This is a genomic window from Arthrobacter sp. P4_H3, assembly GCF_056400885.1.
Genome location: NZ_JBFUKK010000011.1, coordinates 1 through 18217, shown reverse-complemented (window position 1 = coordinate 18217; position 18217 = coordinate 1). Strand labels below are relative to the sequence as shown.

General features: G+C 66.4%; 16 protein-coding genes and 1 rRNA gene. 15 read left to right on the top strand and 2 right to left on the bottom strand.

What is annotated here, in order from left to right; genetic code table 11:
- Nucleotide 1: 1 nt before the first annotated feature.
- The 10 genes from argC to AC1DRE_RS15185 all read left to right on the top strand — a co-directional run bounded on the left by argC (nucleotide 2) and on the right by AC1DRE_RS15185 (nucleotide 10214).
- On the top strand, nucleotides 2-1033 hold the full coding sequence (gene argC, locus AC1DRE_RS15230; protein WP_476985384.1) for an N-acetyl-gamma-glutamyl-phosphate reductase: 1032 nt from the start codon (nucleotides 2-4) through the stop codon (nucleotides 1031-1033).
- On the top strand, nucleotides 1030-2196 hold the full coding sequence (gene argJ / locus AC1DRE_RS15225) for a bifunctional glutamate N-acetyltransferase/amino-acid acetyltransferase ArgJ (protein ID WP_476985383.1): 1167 nt from the start codon (nucleotides 1030-1032) through the stop codon (nucleotides 2194-2196). The genes argC and argJ overlap by 4 nt, the downstream gene beginning before the upstream one ends.
- Before the next feature lie 29 nt (nucleotides 2197-2225).
- Complete coding sequence (argB, locus tag AC1DRE_RS15220) at nucleotides 2226-3185, top strand: acetylglutamate kinase (RefSeq protein WP_104172435.1); 960 nt, start codon at nucleotides 2226-2228, stop codon at nucleotides 3183-3185.
- The gene (locus AC1DRE_RS15215) at nucleotides 3182-4462 is read left to right on the top strand and encodes an acetylornithine transaminase (protein WP_476985382.1); all 1281 of its coding nucleotides are present in this window, start codon (nucleotides 3182-3184) and stop codon (nucleotides 4460-4462) included. The genes argB and AC1DRE_RS15215 overlap by 4 nt, the downstream gene beginning before the upstream one ends.
- Nucleotides 4459-5466, top strand: a complete 1008-nt coding sequence (argF, locus tag AC1DRE_RS15210) for an ornithine carbamoyltransferase (RefSeq protein WP_476985381.1) — start codon at nucleotides 4459-4461, stop codon at nucleotides 5464-5466. Before AC1DRE_RS15215 ends, argF begins: the two co-directional genes overlap by 4 nt.
- Nucleotides 5466-6002 carry an arginine repressor gene (locus tag AC1DRE_RS15205; RefSeq protein WP_476985380.1) on the top strand — a complete coding sequence of 179 codons (537 nt, stop codon included), beginning with the start codon at nucleotides 5466-5468 and terminating at the stop codon, nucleotides 6000-6002. The genes argF and AC1DRE_RS15205 overlap by 1 nt, the downstream gene beginning before the upstream one ends.
- Before the next feature lie 118 nt (nucleotides 6003-6120).
- Nucleotides 6121-7326 carry an argininosuccinate synthase gene (locus AC1DRE_RS15200; RefSeq protein WP_104172431.1) on the top strand — a complete coding sequence of 402 codons (1206 nt, stop codon included), beginning with the start codon at nucleotides 6121-6123 and terminating at the stop codon, nucleotides 7324-7326.
- A gap of 5 nt (nucleotides 7327-7331) precedes the next feature.
- Nucleotides 7332-8759, top strand: coding sequence for an argininosuccinate lyase (gene argH, locus AC1DRE_RS15195; protein ID WP_476985379.1), 1428 nt, complete (start codon nucleotides 7332-7334; stop codon nucleotides 8757-8759).
- 147 nt (nucleotides 8760-8906) lie between these two features.
- A complete protein-coding gene (locus AC1DRE_RS15190; RefSeq protein WP_476985378.1) occupies nucleotides 8907-9446 on the top strand; it encodes a pyridoxamine 5'-phosphate oxidase family protein in 540 nt (179 codons plus the stop codon).
- Between the two features lie 30 nt (nucleotides 9447-9476).
- Complete coding sequence (locus AC1DRE_RS15185) at nucleotides 9477-10214, top strand: maleylpyruvate isomerase family mycothiol-dependent enzyme (protein WP_476985377.1); 738 nt, start codon at nucleotides 9477-9479, stop codon at nucleotides 10212-10214.
- Between the two features lie 21 nt (nucleotides 10215-10235).
- Here the strand turns inward: AC1DRE_RS15185 and AC1DRE_RS15180 are convergent, their stop codons facing one another.
- Both AC1DRE_RS15180 and AC1DRE_RS15175 read right to left on the bottom strand, forming a co-directional pair.
- Nucleotides 10236-10730, bottom strand: coding sequence for a methylated-DNA--[protein]-cysteine S-methyltransferase (locus AC1DRE_RS15180; protein WP_476985376.1), 495 nt, complete (start codon nucleotides 10728-10730; stop codon nucleotides 10236-10238).
- A 60-nt stretch (nucleotides 10731-10790) separates the two neighbouring features.
- The gene (locus AC1DRE_RS15175; RefSeq protein WP_476985375.1) at nucleotides 10791-12314 is read right to left on the bottom strand and encodes an AlkA N-terminal domain-containing protein; all 1524 of its coding nucleotides are present in this window, start codon (nucleotides 12312-12314) and stop codon (nucleotides 10791-10793) included.
- Between the two features lie 94 nt (nucleotides 12315-12408).
- On the opposite strand from AC1DRE_RS15175, the gene AC1DRE_RS15170 reads away from it, so the two are divergent.
- The 5 genes from AC1DRE_RS15170 to AC1DRE_RS15150 form a co-directional block, all read left to right on the top strand.
- Nucleotides 12409-13062: a DNA-3-methyladenine glycosylase gene (locus AC1DRE_RS15170; RefSeq protein WP_476985374.1), complete on the top strand. Its 654-nt coding sequence runs from the start codon at nucleotides 12409-12411 to the stop codon at nucleotides 13060-13062.
- An 82-nt stretch (nucleotides 13063-13144) separates the two neighbouring features.
- Nucleotides 13145-13702: an adenine phosphoribosyltransferase gene (locus AC1DRE_RS15165; protein WP_476985373.1), complete on the top strand. Its 558-nt coding sequence runs from the start codon at nucleotides 13145-13147 to the stop codon at nucleotides 13700-13702.
- 146 nt (nucleotides 13703-13848) lie between these two features.
- Nucleotides 13849-16077 carry a HelD family protein gene (locus AC1DRE_RS15160; RefSeq protein ID WP_476985372.1) on the top strand — a complete coding sequence of 743 codons (2229 nt, stop codon included), beginning with the start codon at nucleotides 13849-13851 and terminating at the stop codon, nucleotides 16075-16077.
- Nucleotides 16078-16200: 123 nt separating this feature from the next.
- Nucleotides 16201-17520, top strand: a complete 1320-nt coding sequence (gene tyrS, locus AC1DRE_RS15155; protein WP_476985371.1) for a tyrosine--tRNA ligase — start codon at nucleotides 16201-16203, stop codon at nucleotides 17518-17520.
- Between the two features lie 510 nt (nucleotides 17521-18030).
- A 16S ribosomal RNA gene (locus AC1DRE_RS15150) occupies nucleotides 18031-18217 on the top strand; the annotation flags it as partial.

Sequence of the window (18217 nt, the reverse complement as noted above, 5' to 3'; positions counted from 1 at the left end):
CATGACTATTTCTGTTGCCGTTTCCGGTGCGAGCGGTTACGCCGGCGGCGAGGTGCTTCGGCTCCTGGCCGGACACCCTGACGTCACCATCGGCGCCATCACAGCGCACAGCAACGCCGGTTCCAGACTAGGCGAATTGCAGCCGCATCTCCATGGTTTGGCCAGCCGCATCCTTGAGGACACCACAGTGGAGAACCTCTCGGGCCACGATGTGGTGTTCCTGGCACTGCCGCACGGGGCCTCCGCCGAGATCGCGGCGCAGTTGCCCGAGGGCACGGTAGTGATCGACGCCGGTGCCGACCACCGACTGGAAGACCCCGCCGCCTGGGAAAAGTTCTACGGTTCCGCGCACGCCGGGACGTGGCCTTACGGGCTGCCCGAACTTCCGGGCCAGCGGGAAAGGCTCAAGGGAGCCAAGCGGATCGCCGTACCGGGCTGCTACCCGACGTCGGCCCTGCTGGCCCTGACGCCCGGGTTCGCCGGCGGCCTCCTCCAGCCCGACGACGTGGTGATTGTCGCTGCCTCGGGCACCTCGGGTGCCGGGAAAGCCGCGAAGGTCAACCTCATCGGCTCCGAGGTCATGGGGTCCATGAGCCCCTACGGCGTGGGTGGCGGCCACCGCCACACCCCCGAGATCGAACAAGGGCTGGGCAACGCCGCGGGCGAGGCTGTGACGGTATCCTTCACGCCCACCCTTGCCCCGATGAGCCGGGGCATCCTCACCACCGCGACGGCAAAGGTGAAGCCCGGCGTCACGGCGGCAGAGCTGCGCAGCGCCTGGGAAGAGGCGTACGACGACGAGCCGTTCGTGCACCTGCTCCCCGAAGGGCAGTGGCCCGCCACCAAGGCCGTCCAGGGCTCCAACCACGCCGTGATGCAGCTCGCCTTCGACGCCCACACCGGCCGCGTCATCGTCACGTGCGCCATCGACAACCTGACCAAGGGGACCGCCGGCGGCGCCGTGCAGTCCATGAATATCGCCCTTGGCCTGGCGGAAACCGCCGGCCTCAACCTGCAGGGAGTTGCTCCGTGACCGTTACCGCACCCAAGGGATTCCGGGCCGCCGGCGTCAAAGCCGGACTGAAGACATCCGGTAACCCGGACCTTGCCCTCGTCGTCAACGACGGCCCCTCGAAGGTGGCAGCGGCGGTGTTCACCTCGAACCGCGTGGCCGCGGCACCGGTGCACTGGTCGCGCCAGGTGGTCAAGGACGGCCGCGTCGACGCCGTCATCCTCAACTCGGGCGGCGCCAACGCCTGCACCGGCCCGCAGGGCTTCCAGAACACCCACGCCACTGCGGAAAAGACCGCCGAAGTGCTGGGCGTTTCGGCCACGGATATTTTTGTCTGCTCCACCGGCCTGATCGGCGAGCAGTTGCCCATGGACAAGATCATCCCGGCCATCAGTGCGGCGAAGTCGGCCCTCAGCGCGGACGGCGGCACTGCTGCTGCCACAGCGATCATGACCACGGATTCCGTATCCAAGGAGGCCGTCTTCACCGGCAAGGACGCCGAAGGCAACCAGTACACCATCGGCGGCATGGCCAAAGGCGCCGGCATGCTTGCTCCCGGGCTGGCAACCATGCTGGTGGTCATCACCACCGACGCGGATGTCCAGCCTGAAATGCTCGACGTCGTGCTCCGCGACGCCACCCGGGTCACCTTTGACCGGGCGGACTCGGACGGCTGCATGTCCACCAACGACACCGTGGTGCTGCTGGCATCCGGCGCCTCGGGTGCCGTGCCCGCCGCCAGGGACTTCGGTGCCGGACTGACCCAGGTCTGCGCCGAGCTGGCCCGTAAGCTGATCGGCGACGCCGAGGGCGCCAGCCACGACATCGCGATCCGCACTTTCAACGCCGCCAGCGAAAAGGACGCCGAGATCGTCAGCCGCGCCGTGGCCCGCTCCAACCTGTTCAAGGCGGCCATTTTCGGCAAGGACCCCAACTGGGGGCGTGTGCTCTCCGCCGTTGGCACCACCGATGCCGCATTCGAACCGGACCAGCTGAACGTTTCCATGAACGGCGTGCAGATCTGCCGGAACGGAAGCATTGGCGAGGACCGCAGCCTTGTGGACCTCGAGCCCCGCGAGGTCCTCGTGGAGATCGACCTGCAGGCCGGCGAGGCAGAGGCCACGATCTGGACCAACGACCTCACGCACGACTACGTCCACGAAAACAGCGCCTACTCAAGCTAGGTGTCGCACCCACCTTCCGGGGAGACAGCATGAACACCCAGACACGCGAGACCACGTCGATGAGCGACGCCCAGGACAAAGCCGGCACGCTGATCGAGGCCCTGCCATGGATCCAGCGATTCGCCGGCTCCACCATGGTGATTAAGTACGGCGGCAACGCCATGGTCAACGAGGAACTACGCCGTGCGTTTGCTGAGGACGTGGTGTTCCTGCACCACGTGGGAATCCACCCCGTCGTGGTGCACGGCGGCGGTCCGCAGATCAACGCCATGCTCAGCCGCCTGGGCATCGAGTCCGAATTCAAAGGCGGCCTGCGCGTCACCACCCCCGAGGCCATGGACGTGGTCCGCATGGTGCTGACCGGCCAGGTGGGCCGCGAACTCGTGGGCCTCATCAATTCCCATGGCCCCTACGCCGTCGGCATGTCCGGAGAGGACGGCGGCCTGCTGCGCGCCGTCCGCACGGGAACCGTCGTGGACGGCGAGGAAGTGGACCTGGGCCTCGTCGGCGAGGTCGTCGGCGTCAACCCGGAAGGCATCGTTGATATCCTCGCGGCCGGCCGGATCCCGGTGATTTCGACTGTTGCCCCGGAAATCATTGACGAGGGCAGCAGCGAGGAAGGAACCCGCCGGTTCCAGACCACCGGGCAGGTGCTCAACGTCAACGCGGACACCGCGGCGGCCGCCGTCGCGTCGGCCCTGGGCGCCTCCAAACTGGTCATCCTCACCGACGTCGAGGGCCTCTACGCGAACTGGCCGGACAGATCATCGCTCATCTCGTCCCTGACCGCGTCGGAGCTGCGGGAGATGCTGCCGCGGCTTGAGTCGGGCATGATCCCGAAGATGGCCGCCTGCCTGAAGGCGGTCGACGAAGGAGTGGAGCGGGCGCACATTGTGGACGGGCGCCTGCCGCATTCCATGCTGCTGGAAACATTCACTGCCGCGGGCATTGGCACGCAGGTGGTCCCGGACGAGGAAACGAACGCATGAGCCAGATTGAAAAGTCCCCGGTGGTCGAACTGGTGGAGACCCGTGGCCACACAACGGGAGCCGAGTGGCTGACCCGGTACTCCTCCTCACTCATGGGCGTCTTCGGCACGCCGCAGCGTGTCCTGGTCCGCGGCGCAGGATGCCTGGTCTGGGACGCGGACGGCAAGGAGTACCTGGACCTGCTGGGCGGCATCGCCGTGAACGCCATGGGCCACGCCCACCCGTTCGTGACGTCGGTGATTTCCAGCCAGCTGGCCACCCTGGGCCACGTCTCCAACTTCTTCACCAGCCCCACGCAGATCGCGCTGGCCGAAAAGCTGCTCGAACTGAGCAAGGCACCAGCCGGTTCCAAGGTGTTCTTCGCGAACTCCGGAACCGAAGCCGTCGAGGCCGCGTTCAAACTGGCGCGCCGCAACTCCGGCGCCGAGGCGTCGGCCGGCGAAGGTGGAACCGTCAAACGGCGGACCAAGATCATAGCCCTCGAAGGCGCCTTCCACGGCCGGACCATGGGCGCCCTGGCGCTGACCGCCAAGGAAGCGTACCGGGCGCCGTTTGAACCGCTGCCCGGCGGTGTGGTGCACATCCCGTTCGGGGACATCGACGCCCTCGTGGCAGCCATCGATGAAACGACGGCGGCTGTTTTCCTCGAACCGATCCAGGGCGAAGCCGGTGTCCGGCCGCTGCCCGCCGGCTACCTGCAGGCCGCGCGCACAGCCACCACGAAGGCAGGCGCGCTGCTGATCCTCGATGAAGTCCAGACCGGCATCGGCCGCACCGGCAAATGGCTTGCCAGTGAAGACGCCGGGATCGTGCCCGACGCCGTGACCCTCGCCAAGGGCCTGGGCGGCGGCTTCCCGATCGGAGCGCTGGTCACCTTCGGCCCTGAAACCTCCTCACTCCTAACTGCGGGCCAGCATGGCACCACTTTCGGCGGGAACCCGGTGGCTACAGCCGCCGCGCTGGCCACGCTCCATGCGATTGAGAGCCAGCGCGTCCTGGACAACGTCCGCAGCGTGGGGGAACGCCTCCGCTCGAAGCTGGCCGAGGTCGACGGCGTCACGGAAGTGCGCGGCGAAGGCCTCCTGATCGGCTTCGACCTGGACGCGGACGTCGCGCCCGCCGTGGTCACCGCAGGATTGGATGCCGGTTTCATCGTCAACAGCCCCGGTCCGCGCACCATCCGCCTCGCCCCGCCGCTGATCCTGACCGCCGAACAGGCCGACAGCTTCGTCCAGGCACTGCCCACGCTCCTCCAGACCGCAAAGGATGCCCAGTGACCAGCTCCGCAACCACCCGTCACTTCCTCAAGGACACCGACCTCACCCCGGCCGAGCAGGCCGAGGTCCTCGACCTCGCCGTGCGCATGAAGGCCGCGCCCTACAGCGTCCAGCCGTTCGCCGCTGAAGGCAGCGGACGGAAAACCGTCGCCGTCATCTTCGACAAGACCTCCACCCGGACCCGGGTCTCCTTCGCCACCGGCGTGGCGGACATGGGCGGAAACGCCCTGATCATCAACCCGGGGGAGGCGCAGATCGGCCACAAGGAATCGGTGGAGGACACGGCCAAGGTCCTGGAGCGCATGGTCTCCACCATCGTTTGGCGGACCGGCGCACACGCCGGGCTCGTGGCCATGGCCGAAAATTCCAAGGTCCCGGTCATCAACGCGCTGTGCGACGACTACCACCCCTGCCAGCTGCTGGCGGACCTGCTGGCCGTCAAGGAACACAAGGGCGAGCTCAAGGGCCTCACCATGAGCTACCTTGGCGACTCCGCCAACAACATGGCGAACTCCTACCTGCTGGCCGGCGTGACAGCCGGGATGCACGTGCGCATCGCCGGTCCGGACGGCTACCTGCCGTCCGCCGATATCGTGGCTGCGGCGGAAGAGCGGGCAGCGGAAACGGGCGGCTCGGTCCTGATCACCACGGACCCCGCGGAGGCGCTCAAGGGTGCCGACGTCGTCGCCACCGACACCTGGGTGTCCATGGGCCAGGAGGCCGAGAAGGGAGCCCGGCTCCAGCTGTTCCGCGAATACTCCGTGGACGAAGCGGCGATGCAGCTGGCGGCGCCGGACGCCGTCGTGCTTCACTGCCTGCCGGCGTACCGGGGCTACGAGATCTCCGCGGGAGTCATTGACGGCCCACAGTCGATCGTCTGGGATGAGGCGGAAAACCGCCTCCACGCCCAGAAGGCACTGATGGCCTGGCTTATGCACCGGTCCGGGCTGGCATTCGTCGACGGTCTTTCTCCCGTTGAAGGCACCGGGGAGAGCACGTTCTAGTGTCCACCAACCCCCCGGCGGCGCAGGGCCCGAGCCCCGCCACCAAAACGGCCAGGCTGGCGCGGATTACCGCGATCCTGACCGGCGAGTCGGTCCGCTCGCAGGCCGAGCTGGCCGCGCTGCTGGCGGACGACGGCGTCCAGGTCACCCAGGCCACGCTGTCCCGCGACCTCGTGGAGCTCGGCGCAGTCCGGGTCCGCGGCAAGGACGGCGTGCTCGTCTACGCCGTTCCGGGGGAGGGCGGGGAGCGCGCGGCCAAGTCCGGCGTCACGCAGGAGATCCTGGACGCCCGCCTTGCCCGGCTGTGTGGCGAACTGCTCGTCACGGCTGAAGCTTCGGCGAACATCGTGGTGCTCAGGACCCCGCCGGGAGCTGCGAACTTCCTCGCCCTGGCCATCGACCATTCGGTCATGCCCACCATCCTGGGGAGCATCGCCGGGGATGACACCGTGCTGCTGGTCACGCGGGACCCGATGGGCGGCGCGGAGGTGGCCGCCCGCTTCCTGCAGTTCGCCGAGGAAGCCGGCAGCCAATAGCCGGCGGAACGCCGCGGGATTGGGCCCGCCACAGCGATGTGACAGGCTCTTAGCAGACAGCTTCACCAACAACTTTCATCAGACATCAAGCATCACCAAACAACTAAGGAGCATTTCCGTGACTGAGCGTATTGTTCTGGCCTACTCCGGTGGCCTGGATACTTCCGTAGCCATCGGCTGGATCGGCGAAGCCACCGGCGCCGAGGTCATCGCCGTGGCGGTCGACGTCGGACAGGGCGGCGAGTCGCTGGAGACCATCCGCCAGCGCGCGCTGGGCTGCGGCGCCGTCGAAGCCTACGTGGCTGACGCCAGCGATGAGTTCGCCAACGAATACTGCATGCCAACCCTGAAGGCCAACGCCCTCTACCAGGGCCACTACCCGCTGGTCTCCGCGATCTCCCGCCCGGTGATCGTCAAGCACCTGGTCAAGGCCGCCCGCGAATTCGGCGCCACCACCGTGGCCCACGGCTGCACCGGCAAGGGCAACGACCAAGTCCGCTTCGAAGTCGGCATCCAGACCCTCGGCCCGGACCTGAAGTGCATCGCCCCGGTCCGCGACCTCGCCCTGACCCGCGACAAGGCCATCGCCTTCGCCGAGGAAAAGGGACTGCCGATCGAGACCACCAAGAAGAACCCGTACTCGATCGACCAGAACGTCTGGGGCCGCGCCGTCGAAACCGGCTACCTCGAGGACATCTGGAACGCGCCCACCAAGGACATCTACGACTACACCGCGACCCCTGAATTCCCGCCGGCGCCGGATGAGGTCACCATCTCCTTCGAAGCCGGTGTTCCGGTAGCGATCGACGGCGTCAAGGTCACCCCGCTGCAGGCCATCAAGGAACTCAACCGCCGCGCCGGCGCCCAGGGCGTGGGCCGCATCGACGTTGTCGAGGACCGCCTCGTCGGCATCAAGTCCCGCGAAATCTACGAAGCTCCGGGTGCCATGGCGCTGATCACCGCGCACAAGCACCTCGAGGACATCACCGTAGAGCGTGAACAGGCCCGCTTCAAGGCCACTGTCGGCCAGCGCTGGTCCGAACTGGTCTACGACGGCCAGTGGTTCTCCCCGCTCAAGCGCTCCCTGGACGCCTTCATCGAAGACACCCAGAAGTACGTCTCCGGCGACATCCGCATGACCCTGCACGGTGGCCAGGCAGTAGTCAACGGCCGCCGCTCCGACACCTCCCTGTACGACTTCGACCTCGCCACCTACGACACCGGCGACACCTTCGACCAGTCGATGGCCCGCGGCTTCATCGAGCTGTGGGGCATGTCCGCCAAGGTGGCCTCCGGCCGCGACATCCGCGTCGCAGGAAAGTAGCCCCTGTGGCTGAACAGAAGTCAGAAGCTACCAACACCGGTGCTCTGTGGGGTGGCCGGTTCGCCGGCGGCCCCGCAGACGCCCTGGCGGCGCTGAGCAAGTCCACGCACTTTGACTGGCGGCTGGCGCGCTATGACATCGCCGGATCCAAGGCGCACGCCCGTGTGCTGCACAAGGCCGGGCTGCTGGACGATGCCGAGCTCGAAGGCATGCTCGCTGCCCTGACCCAGCTGGACGACGACGTTGCCTCCGGCGCCTACCTGCCGGCGGAGTCCGATGAGGACGTCCACGGCTCGCTGGAACGCGGACTCATCGAGCGTGCCGGCACCCAGCTGGGCGGCAAGCTCCGCGCCGGGCGGTCACGCAACGACCAGGTGGCCACGCTCGGCCGGATGTTCCTGCGTGACCACGCCCGGATCATTGCCCGCGGCGTGCTGGCAACGATCCAGGCGCTGGTGGACCAGGCCAAGGCGCACCAGGGTGTGGCCATGCCCGGCCGGACCCACCTCCAGCACGCCCAGCCGGTGCTGCTCAGCCACCACCTGCTGGCCCACGCCTGGGCGTTGCTGCGCGATGTGCAGCGGCTGCAGGACTGGGACAAGCGCGCAGGTGTTTCGCCCTACGGTTCGGGGGCCCTCGCGGGCTCCTCGCTGGGCCTGGACCCTGAGTCCGTGGCCGCGGACCTGGGCTTCTTCTCGGCAACGCACAACTCGATCGACGGCACCGCCTCGCGCGACGTCTTCGCCGAGTTCGCCTGGGTCACCGCCATGATCGGTGTTGACCTGTCCCGGGTCTCGGAGGAAGTCATCCTGTGGGCCACGAAGGAATTCTCCTTCGTCACCCTGCACGATTCCTACTCCACCGGGTCCTCGATCATGCCGCAGAAGAAAAACCCGGATGTGGCTGAACTGGCGCGCGGGAAGGCCGGCCGGCTGATCGGCAACCTGACCGGGCTGCTGGCCACGCTCAAGGGCCTGCCGCTCGCGTACAACCGCGACCTGCAGGAGGACAAGGAGCCGGTGTTCGATGCCGCCGACACGCTGGAAGTCCTGCTCCCGGCAGTCTCCGGCATGATCGCGACGCTGAAGTTCAACACCGAACGGATGGAGTCGCTGGCACCGCAGGGCTTCGCGCTGGCCACGGACATTGCCGAATGGCTGGTCCGCCAGGGAGTTCCGTTCCGCGAGGCGCACGAGCTCTCCGGAGCTGCGGTCAAGCAGGCCGAAAGCCGGGACGTTGAGCTGTGGGACCTGACGGATGAGGAATTCGCCGCGATCTCGGAGCACCTGACGCCGGAGGTCCGCACGGTCCTGTCCACCGAAGGGTCGCTCAACAGCCGCAACTCCCAGGGCGGAACGGCACCGGCCGCCGTCGAGCGCCAGCTGCTGGCGCTGGAAGCAGAGCTTGCCGGCGTGCGGGAGTACGCGGGCTAACACCGCACGCTCTCTCACTTCCTGCAGCTTTTTGGCCAACGCTCTCTCGCTTTCCTCAAGAAAGTGAGAGAGCGTTTCCGATTTTCCTGCGAAAAGTGAGAGAGCGTTGGGCGTTAACGACCGAAAACTCCCCGCTACCATTGCGCCATGAGCGAATCCTTCCGCCAGTACCTCCGTGCCCTGCCGGACTTCCCGGAGGATCTTCCGGATTTTGACGCTGCGGCGGCCCCCGCGGACCCGGCCGAACTGTTCCGGCGGTGGCTTGCGGAGGCGCTGGCCGCGGGGGAGCCGCAACCGCACGCGTGCAGCCTGGCCACCGTGGGTGCCGGGGCGCAGCCGTCGTCCCGGATGCTGATCCTGAAGGACATCGACGACGACGGCTGGCACATCGCGACGTCCCGCACCTCACGCAAGGGGCAGGAACTCGCAGGTAACCCCAAGGCTGCGCTGAATTTCTACTGGCCGCTGCAAGGCAGGCAGGTCCGTGTGGCCGGCCTCGTCGTGGAGCTTTCCGCGGCGGCTTCGGCGGCGGACTGGGATGCCCGGCCCGCGGCGGACGGCAGCCGGAACCCGGACTGGCAGCTTTATGCCATCCAGCCAGTGGAGATCGAGTTCTGGCAGGCCCGCCACGACCGCCGCCACGTGCGCCACCGCTATGGTCCGGGCCGGGTGCACGGGCCGCGTTAAGTCAGATTAACTGTCCGCTACGATTGCCGTATGACCGCAATCACACCGGACGCACTGCTCACCGAACTCCACAAAGCTGCCGACGTCGTTGCCTCCCAGGCCGGCAAACTCACCGAAGCCGACGTCACGGCACCGTCCACGCTGCCCGGCTGGACGCGCGGGCACGTCCTGGCGCACATCGCCGGGATCTCGAACGCCATGGCCCGGCAACTCGAATTCGCGGGCCGCGGGGAGACGGTGGATCTTTACGACGGCGGCTATGAGGGCCGCACGAAGGCCATCGAGATGGCGGCCGGGCACACCCTGGCGCAACACCGTGCCGATCTGGACTCTGCGCTGGAACGGGCACTGAGGGCCTTCGATTCCTTGGATGCTGCCGGCTGGCAGGCGCCGATTTCCTACCGCGGCGGAGTAGTGCTGGACGGCGGTGCCGCACTGTGGCGGGAACTTGTGATCCACACCTCGGACCTCAACACCGGACTCGGGCCGGAAACCTGGAGCCGCACTTTCTGCGAGCAGCTGTTCGGATTCCTGGCAGCCCGCGTGCCGGAGGGGCAGAAGTTCGTCCTCCAGCCCCTGGGCCTGCCGCCGGTGAGCATTGGCACGGGAAACCGGTCCACTGTCATCAACGGAATGCTGACCGACATCGCTGCCTGGCTGGCGGGACGCCAGCCTTCGCTGGGCAGCCTGCGCGCGTCCGCTGCGGCGGACGGTGTTGACCTTCCGGAGCTCCTGCCCTGGCCCTCGGGCGTTCCGATCAACAAATAGCCGCAGCGCACGCCGCTGGCGTCAGCGTTTTTCCCGTCCCAGCAGGCTCTCCTTGACCGTGAGCCCCCACCTGAATCCGCCCAGGGTGCCGTCCGTCCGCACCACGCGGTGGCAGGGCACGAACAGGGCTGCAGCGTTGAATGCGCACGCGCTGGCCGCGGCGCGGACAGCCTTGGGGTTTCCGGACAGTTCGGCGTATTCGGTATAGGTCACCGGCCGTCCGGGGCTGACCGTCCGGAGCACGTCCCAGGCATGGCTGCGGAACGGCCCGGACTTCTGCAGCACCGGCACCCGCATGGCGGGCTCCGGATCGCCGGCGTAGAAAGCATCCACGGCGTCAGAAATTTCGCCCAGCTCAAGAACCGGGACGAACTCATCCGGCAGCAGTTCGGGATGGATCTGGCCGGTCAGCTCCGCCGGCTCCGCGGTCCAGCCGGACGCCAGGACGGCACCGTCGCGGGCAATGATGGTGAACGGGCCGTCCGGAGTGGACATGGTCAGCAGTTCGGCTTTCATGGCTTTGCTTCCTTGGGTTGAGTCTTCGTGGGTCACGTCTTTTTGGGTCACGTCTATGGGTCAACCTGCCGGAACGGCGGACGGCGTGCCTGCCGGCAGCTTGGGTTTGGGCTTGGAGCGCAGGGCCGCGGCGCGCCAGAGGTGCATGGTGGCATACGAACGCCAGGGGCGCACTTCGGTGAAGTCCGGGGTGTGTTCGCCGGGCAGCCGGCGGCCGTCCTCCTGAGTTGCAGCGTCGAGCGCAAGGATCCCGTTTTTCACCGCGGCGTCGTTGGCCAGGAACACATCCGGGGCACCGATCACCCGCATGGCAACGTATCCCACGGTCCACGGTCCCACTCCGGGGAGCGGGAGGAGCTTGGCCTGCAGCCCGGCGAGGTCGTCGCCGTAGCCGAACTCAAGGTCGCCGGAGGCCATCGCGGCAGCGGCGGTGCGGACGGAATCGATGCGCCGCTGCGGACCACGCAGCAGGCCGAAGCCGGGGTCGGCGATCTGCGCGGCCGTCGGGAACAGCCGGTGCAGGCCGTCCGCGGGCACCAGGCTCTCGCTTCCGCAGGCGGACAGCTGGGTCAGCGCGGTCCGGGCAGCCGCGACGGTGATCTGCTGTCCGATCATGGCCCGGATCAGCAGCTCCTGCGGATCCACGGCCCCGGGCATCCGCATGCCGGGCAGGGCCGTTACCGCCGGCACCAGCCGCGCATCGGCTGCCAGCGCGCTGTCGATGGCCACCGGGTCGGCATCGAGGTCCAGGAGCCGCCGGACCCGGCTCAGCAGGGACGGCAGGTCCCGCAGGTCCACCGCCCCGATGGTGAGGATCAGGGGCCGTCCCGGGGCGCCGCCGTCGTACTCAACGCTGAAGCGGGCATCGGCGTGGGGGAGCCGCAGGGTCCGGGCGTAGGAAGTTGCTGTACCGGTCTCGATCCCGGGGATGGACCGGACCGCGAGGAAGTCGAAGATGCCCGGATCGAACGGTTCACGGTAAGGCAGGCTGAGCGTCAATGCCGTGGTGGCGGCCGGTGCCCGGTGGTGGCGGGCCGTGGCCCGCAGCGCCGTCGGCGTCATGGCGAACACCTCGCCGATGGTTTCGTTGAACTGGCGGACGCTGCTGAACCCGGCCGCGAAGGCAACATCGGCGAGTTTCATCCGGGTGGACACCAGAAGGGTCCGGGCGGTCTGCGCCCTGCTGGCCCGTGCCAGCGACAACGGACCGGCGCCCAGCTCATGGCTCAGGATCCGGTTGAGCTGCCGTGAGGAGTAGCCGAGCCGCGACGCCAGCCCCTCCACGCCGTCGCGGTTGATCACGCCGTCGTTGATGAGCCGCATGGCCCGGCCCGCAATGTCGGAACGGATGTTCCACGCGGGCGTGCCCGGAACGGCTTCCGGAAGGCAGCGCTTGCAGGCCCGGTACCCTGCGTCATGGGCAGCAGCGGAGGTTTCGTAGAACGTGACGTTCTCCGCCTTCGGCGTCCTGGCCGGGCATGATGGACGGCAGTAGATGCCCGTGGTCCGGACAGCCGTGTAGAACTGCCCATCGAAGCGGGTGTCGCGGGCATCGATTGCCCGGTAGCGCTGCCAGAAGTCCATGGCTCCATCCTGTCAGCTCACCGCACCCGGTGCTAGCGGAAATCGGACACGGCCGTGGCGGCGTAGTCAAGGCGGTCTTTGTTAAAGTCGTTGCATGAGCAGCAGCCCGCCACGAGCCGGACACGAACACTCCGTGCGTCAGCTGCTGTCCGGGGACGCCCGGCACGTGGCGCCACAGCTGCTCGGCGCGGTGCTTAGCTACGCAAGTCCCGAAGGTTCGGTCTCGGTGCGGATCACCGAGGTGGAGGCCTACCTCGGTCCGCACGACTCGCCGCACCCGGACCCCGGTTCGCACACCTTCCGCGGACCCACTGGCCGCAACAAGCCCATGTTCGGACCGGCCGGGCACCTGTACGTCTACTTCACTTACGGGATGCACTACTGCGCCAACATTGTCTGCGGACCGCCCGGCGTTGCCTCTGCGCTCCTGCTCCGCGGCGGGGAAATAGTGGGCGGCGAGGAACTTGCCCGCGTCAGGCGTCCGACGTCGAAATCCCCCAAGGACCTGGCCAGCGGGCCTGCCCGCCTGGCGACGGCGCTGGGACTGACGACGGCGGACAGCGGCCGGGACGCCCTCAGCGAACCGTTCAGGCTTGAGCTGCCGGTGTCACGGGCACGCGACATCAGCACGGGGCCGCGGGTCGGGGTTTCAGGAGCGGGCGGCAGCCACGCCTATCCGTGGCGGTACTGGCTGACCGGTGATCCCACGGTCTCGCGCTACAAGGCCGCCAAAGCCCGTCCGGTTTAAGGCCGCTGCTTCACGTGTGTAGGCGCCGCTGCTCCTCGGGGCGGACCGTGAAGAATGGCCGCCACCGGCATAGGGTGGATGCGTGAATCAAAGCGAGCCGGGCCAAGCCAGAAGAACCGTTCCCGTGGACCAGCTGGTCAACAGCCTGTGCGCCACGGTGCCGGACTACCCCAAGCCGGGAATCGTGTTCAAGGACTTGACGCCCGTCTTTGCCAACGGGGCGGCGCTGCACGCTGTTGTGGACGCCCTGGTTGAGCCGTTCAGAGGACAGTTCGACGCCGTCGCCGGAGTTGAGGCCCGCGGCTTCCTGCTGGCAGCCGCTGCCGCCTACGCCACCAATACGGGCGTCATCACAGTCCGGAAAGCCGGCAAACTCCCTCGCAAGGTGGTCGCGGAGGACTACGCGCTGGAGTACGGCACCGCAACGCTTGAACTGCACACCACCGACCTGCCGGCCGGAAGCCGTGTACTGATTCTCGACGACGTCCTGGCCACCGGCGGCACGCTCGGCGCCGCCACGAGGCTGTTCGAACGCTGCGGAATCCACGTTGCCGGGGTGGGCGTGGTCATGGAGCTCGGCGAGCTGCGCGGGCGTTCGGCACTTACCGGCCACCGTGTCCGCTCGCTCATCCGGATCTGACGTGGTCCCGTCGGAACCGGTGCCGCGGGGAGTCCGGCCGCGCCAAGCTTGGCGCCGGAAAACGGCGAAACTGAACTGTTTCAGGCGCGTTCCTCAAAATGGTTGTAGAATGGACGGTCCGTCTTTTGCGATAGGGGAAAGTCTCGATGTTCGACGCTGATTTGGCCCATGAACGGGACTACGTTGCTGGACTGTATGCCCGCCTCGATGAGTTGCGCGAGGAAAAGCGCACTCAACTGGCCCAGGTCCGCCGTGCCGGAGCCGTGGGAACCATGCAGAACGTTTCCGAACGGGACGCGTTCGCGGCCCTCTATGAGGACCGCCTGGCGCAGCTCGATGCTGTGGACGACCGGCTGGTGTTTGGCCGCCTCGACCTGGACTCGGGGGAGGCCCAGTACATCGGCCGTATCGGCCTCACCACGGACGACCTCCAGCGGCTCATGGTTGACTGGCGCGCACCCGAAGCCGGGCACTTCTACCAGGCCACGGCCTTCGACCGCCAGGGTGTCCGCCGCCGCCGCCACCTGATCCTGCAGGGCCGCCAGGTCAAGGCCATTGAAGACGACGTCCTTGACGCCGGCATGCTGGCTGACAATGAATCGCTGCAGGGTGAGGGCGCGTTGCTGGCGGCCCTGAACTCCAAGCGCACCGGACGCATGTCGGACATCGTGGGCACCATCCAGTCCGAACAGGACAGGATCATCCGCTCCTCCATGTCCGGAGCCGTCGTCGTCCAGGGTGGCCCTGGAACGGGCAAGACCGCTGTCGCACTGCACCGGGCCGCGTACCTGCTTTATACCCACCGCGACCGGCTCAAGACTGCCGGTGTGCTCCTTGTGGGCCCGTCGTCGTCGTTCATGAAGTACATCGAGCGCGTTCTGCCGTCCCTCGGCGAGACGGGCGTCGTTATGGCGAGCGTCGGCCGGCTGATGCCGGGCATCAATGCCGTACCGGAACAGGAATCGGACGTCGCAGCGGTCAAGGGACGGCTGTCCATGGCCGAGGTGGTGGCCAATGCGGTGTCCAACCGGCAGCGGATCCCGGCCGAGAACCGGATCCTTGACGTGGACGGCCGCAAGCTGCTCCTGACCCCGCGCCAGGTCCGCCGGGCGCGGGAAAAGGCCCGCGCCACCCACAAGCCGCACAACGAGGCGCGCGTGACGTTCGTGAAGATCCTGCTCCGCGAGCTGACCGAACAGATGACCGAGCTGGTGGAAGCCGGCAGCATCGGCAACAACGCCGACCGCTCGTATCTGGCCGAGGACGTCCGCACGGCACGCGATGTCCGGATCGCACTGAATCTCTGCTGGATGCCGATGACACCGGAAAAGCTCATCTCCGAGCTGTTCAGCAAGCCTGCCATCCTGGAAGCCTGCACCCCTGACCTCACCGACGCTGAACGCGCCCTGCTAAGCCGTCCGGCTGACAGCCCGTGGACCGAAGCGGACGTGCCGTTGCTGGATGAAGCCGCCGAACTGCTCGGCGAGCTTGATCCCGCGGCCGGCCGCGGACTGGCCCAGCAGGAGCACGACCGTGCACGGGACATTGCCAACGCAAAGCAGACGCTGGTGAACATGGAAACCGCCGGCGTGGACGTGCTGATCACGGCCGAGGAACTCGTCGACCAGAACCAGGAGCGTGAAGCGCGGCTCAGTGCGGCGGAGCGGGCAACCAGCGACCGCACCTGGGCCTTCGGGCACGTTGTGGTTGACGAGGCCCAGGAACTGTCGCCGATGCAGTGGCGCCTGCTGGTCAGGCGCTGCCCGTTGAAGTCGTTCACGATCGTGGGCGATATTGCCCAGACCAGTTCCGTAGCGGGTGCAAACTCCTGGCAGGGCGCGCTGGAACCGATGTTCGGCGACCGCTGGCAGCTCGAGGAACTGACGGTCAACTACCGCACTCCGTCACAGATCGCTGAAGCAGCGGCCAGGATGGCCACCGCTGCAGGACTGGTTGTTTCGGCCCCCAAGGCTGTCCGCGAAGGCCGCTGGTCGCCGATCATTGACCGTGTGGATGACGGTTCTGTGGTCAGCCGGCTCGTGGAGGTCCTCCCGGACGAGCTGGACGCGCTCGACGGCGGCTTGCTCGCCGTGATTGCCGACGGCGAACTGCTGCCGCAGGCCACGTCGGCGCTGCGCGCCGCCTACGGCCGGCGCGTCGGTACCGGTGCCGGCAGCTACGAGCAGGACATTGTCGTTATCAGCCCGAGGGAAGCCAAGGGCCTGGAGTTCGACGGCGTTGTGGTGTTGGAGCCGGCCATGATGCTCAACCATGAGCACGGACGGGTAGGCGACCTGTACGTTGCCATGACCCGGCCAACGCAGCGGCTGCGGCTGATTGCAGCAGCCCCGGTGCCGGCAGGCATCGAACGCTAATCCCTGATGGCGGGAGGACCGGACCCTACCGGCCTCCTGCCGCCCCGGCGGCACCGTCGCACTGCGCCCGCCTGGCTTGTCACGCAGCGCTGGGGACCAACCAATCCTGCTAACTTAGATCACGTGTCCCAACTAAATGATCTCGAGTCCCAGCAGAACGATCCGACCTTTGCCAATATCTGGCAAGAGCTCAACTGGCGCGGCCTGGTCCACGTGTCCACTGACGAAGTGGAACTGGAAAAGCTGCTCGCCGGGGACCCGATCACCTATTACTGCGGGTTCGACCCCACAGCACCCAGCCTGCACCTGGGCAACCTCGTGCAGTTGCTCCTGATGCGCAGGCTCCAGTTGGCCGGGCATAAACCCTTGGGCCTCGTTGGCGGGTCGACAGGCCTCATCGGTGATCCGCGGCCGACGGCGGAACGGACCCTGAACACCAAGGACACTGTTACCGAGTGGGTCGGGTACCTCCAGGCACAGGTCCGCCGCTTCCTGAGCTTCGAAGGCGAAAACGCCGCGAGGATGGTCAACAACCTGGACTGGACCGCCCCGCTGAGCGCGATCGACTTCCTCCGCGAAATCGGAAAGCACTTCCGTGTCGGCACAATGCTCCGCAAGGACGCCGTTGCCTCCCGCCTCAGCTCGGATGAAGGCATCAGCTACACCGAGTTCAGCTACCAGATCCTCCAGGGTATGGACTACCTGCAGCTCTTCCGGGACTACGGTTGCGTCCTGGAGACTGGGGGATCGGACCAATGGGGCAACCTCACCAGCGGCACCGAACTCATCCGCAAGGTTGAAGGGAAGCACGTGCACGCACTCGGCACGCCGCTCATCACCAATTCGGACGGAACCAAGTTCGGCAAGAGCGAAGGCAACGCCATCTGGCTCGATCCGGAGATGTGCAGCCCGTACGCCTTTTACCAGTTCTGGCTTAACACGGCCGATGCCGACGTTGCGGCGAGGCTGAAGGTCTTCACTTTCCTGACCCGCGCCGAAATCGAAGCCTTGGAAGTTTCCATTGCCGAGCGTCCCTTTGCACGGGAGGGCCAGCGGAGGCTTGCGTTCGAAGTGACCTCGCTTGTCCATGGCGTGGAAGCAACTGAGAAGGTCATCGCCGCCTCGGCGGCACTGTTCGGTGGCGGGGACCTCGCGGCTCTGGACGAGAGCACCCTTGCGGCCGCAACCGCTGAGCTGCCTTTGGCCCGCATTAACGCCGATGGCCTCGGCATCGTTGACCTGCTCGTGGCCTCCGGGCTCGCGGACAGCAAGTCGGCTGCCCGCCGGACCGTGGGTGAAGGCGGTGCCTATGTAAACAACACCAAGGTGACTGACCCCGACGCCGTCATTCCAGGTACCGAACTCCTGCACGGGCGCTACCTGCTGCTGCGCCGGGGGAAGAAGAATCTTGCGACCGTGGAAGTAGCACTGTCCTCGAACTAGCAGTCCCCAGGAGTCAACCGCACGCTCCTTTCCGGCCGATTTGCACGGCCGGGGAGGAGCGTGTATTGTTTTCTGAGTCGCCGCCGCTGAGTGGTGACAGACCCCCTACAAATGAGAAGCAATTCTTCATGCGCAAGGCGCAGAGATGAAAAATTGCTTCACGTTTTGCTGGGCGGATTCATTCCACCGAGTGAATTTCTGGAGAATATCCGGATTTGCAAAGTGGAAATAAATGAAATAAGCTAGAAACATCGCAGCGAAGAAATACTAACAAAGAATTCATCGGAATTCAAATATTTGTTTGAGAAGTATTCGAATGTGTCTGTTGTTTGAGAACTCAATAGTGTGCCAAGTTTGTTGATACCAATTTATTTATATGGATTGGTTGAATTGGCCAGGTTGTGCCACCCCGTGGTGTGGCCTGGTTGTTTTTCAGCTGGTTTCAAATTTTGTGCAGCCGCTTTCTTCCGTTTTCCCGGGGGTGGTGGTTGTGTCTGTTTTTGTTTTACTTCAACGGAGAGTTTGATCCTGGCTCAGGATGAACGCTGGCGGCGTGCTTAACACATGCAAGTCGAACGATGATCCGGTGCTTGCACCGGTGATTAGTGGCGAACGGGTGAGTAACACGTGAGTAACCTGCCCTTAACTCTGGGATAAGCCTGGGAAACTGGGTCTAATACCGGATATGACTCCTCTC

What these genes read in the sequence shown, in the direction of transcription:
- argC (WP_476985384.1), top strand. Translation starts at nt 2, where the DNA reads ATGACTATTTCTGTTGCCGTTTCCGGTGCGAGCGGTTACGCCGGCGGC.
- argB (WP_104172435.1), top strand. Translation starts at nt 2,226, where the DNA reads ATGAACACCCAGACACGCGAGACCACGTCGATGAGCGACGCCCAGGAC.
- AC1DRE_RS15215 (WP_476985382.1), top strand. Translation starts at nt 3,182, where the DNA reads ATGAGCCAGATTGAAAAGTCCCCGGTGGTCGAACTGGTGGAGACCCGT.
- AC1DRE_RS15190 (WP_476985378.1), top strand. Translation starts at nt 8,907, where the DNA reads ATGAGCGAATCCTTCCGCCAGTACCTCCGTGCCCTGCCGGACTTCCCG.
- AC1DRE_RS15185 (WP_476985377.1), top strand. Translation starts at nt 9,477, where the DNA reads ATGACCGCAATCACACCGGACGCACTGCTCACCGAACTCCACAAAGCT.
- AC1DRE_RS15180 (WP_476985376.1), bottom strand. Translation starts at nt 10,730, where the DNA reads ATGAAAGCCGAACTGCTGACCATGTCCACTCCGGACGGCCCGTTCACC.
- AC1DRE_RS15175 (WP_476985375.1), bottom strand. Translation starts at nt 12,314, where the DNA reads ATGGACTTCTGGCAGCGCTACCGGGCAATCGATGCCCGCGACACCCGC.
- AC1DRE_RS15170 (WP_476985374.1), top strand. Translation starts at nt 12,409, where the DNA reads ATGAGCAGCAGCCCGCCACGAGCCGGACACGAACACTCCGTGCGTCAG.
- AC1DRE_RS15160 (WP_476985372.1), top strand. Translation starts at nt 13,849, where the DNA reads ATGTTCGACGCTGATTTGGCCCATGAACGGGACTACGTTGCTGGACTG.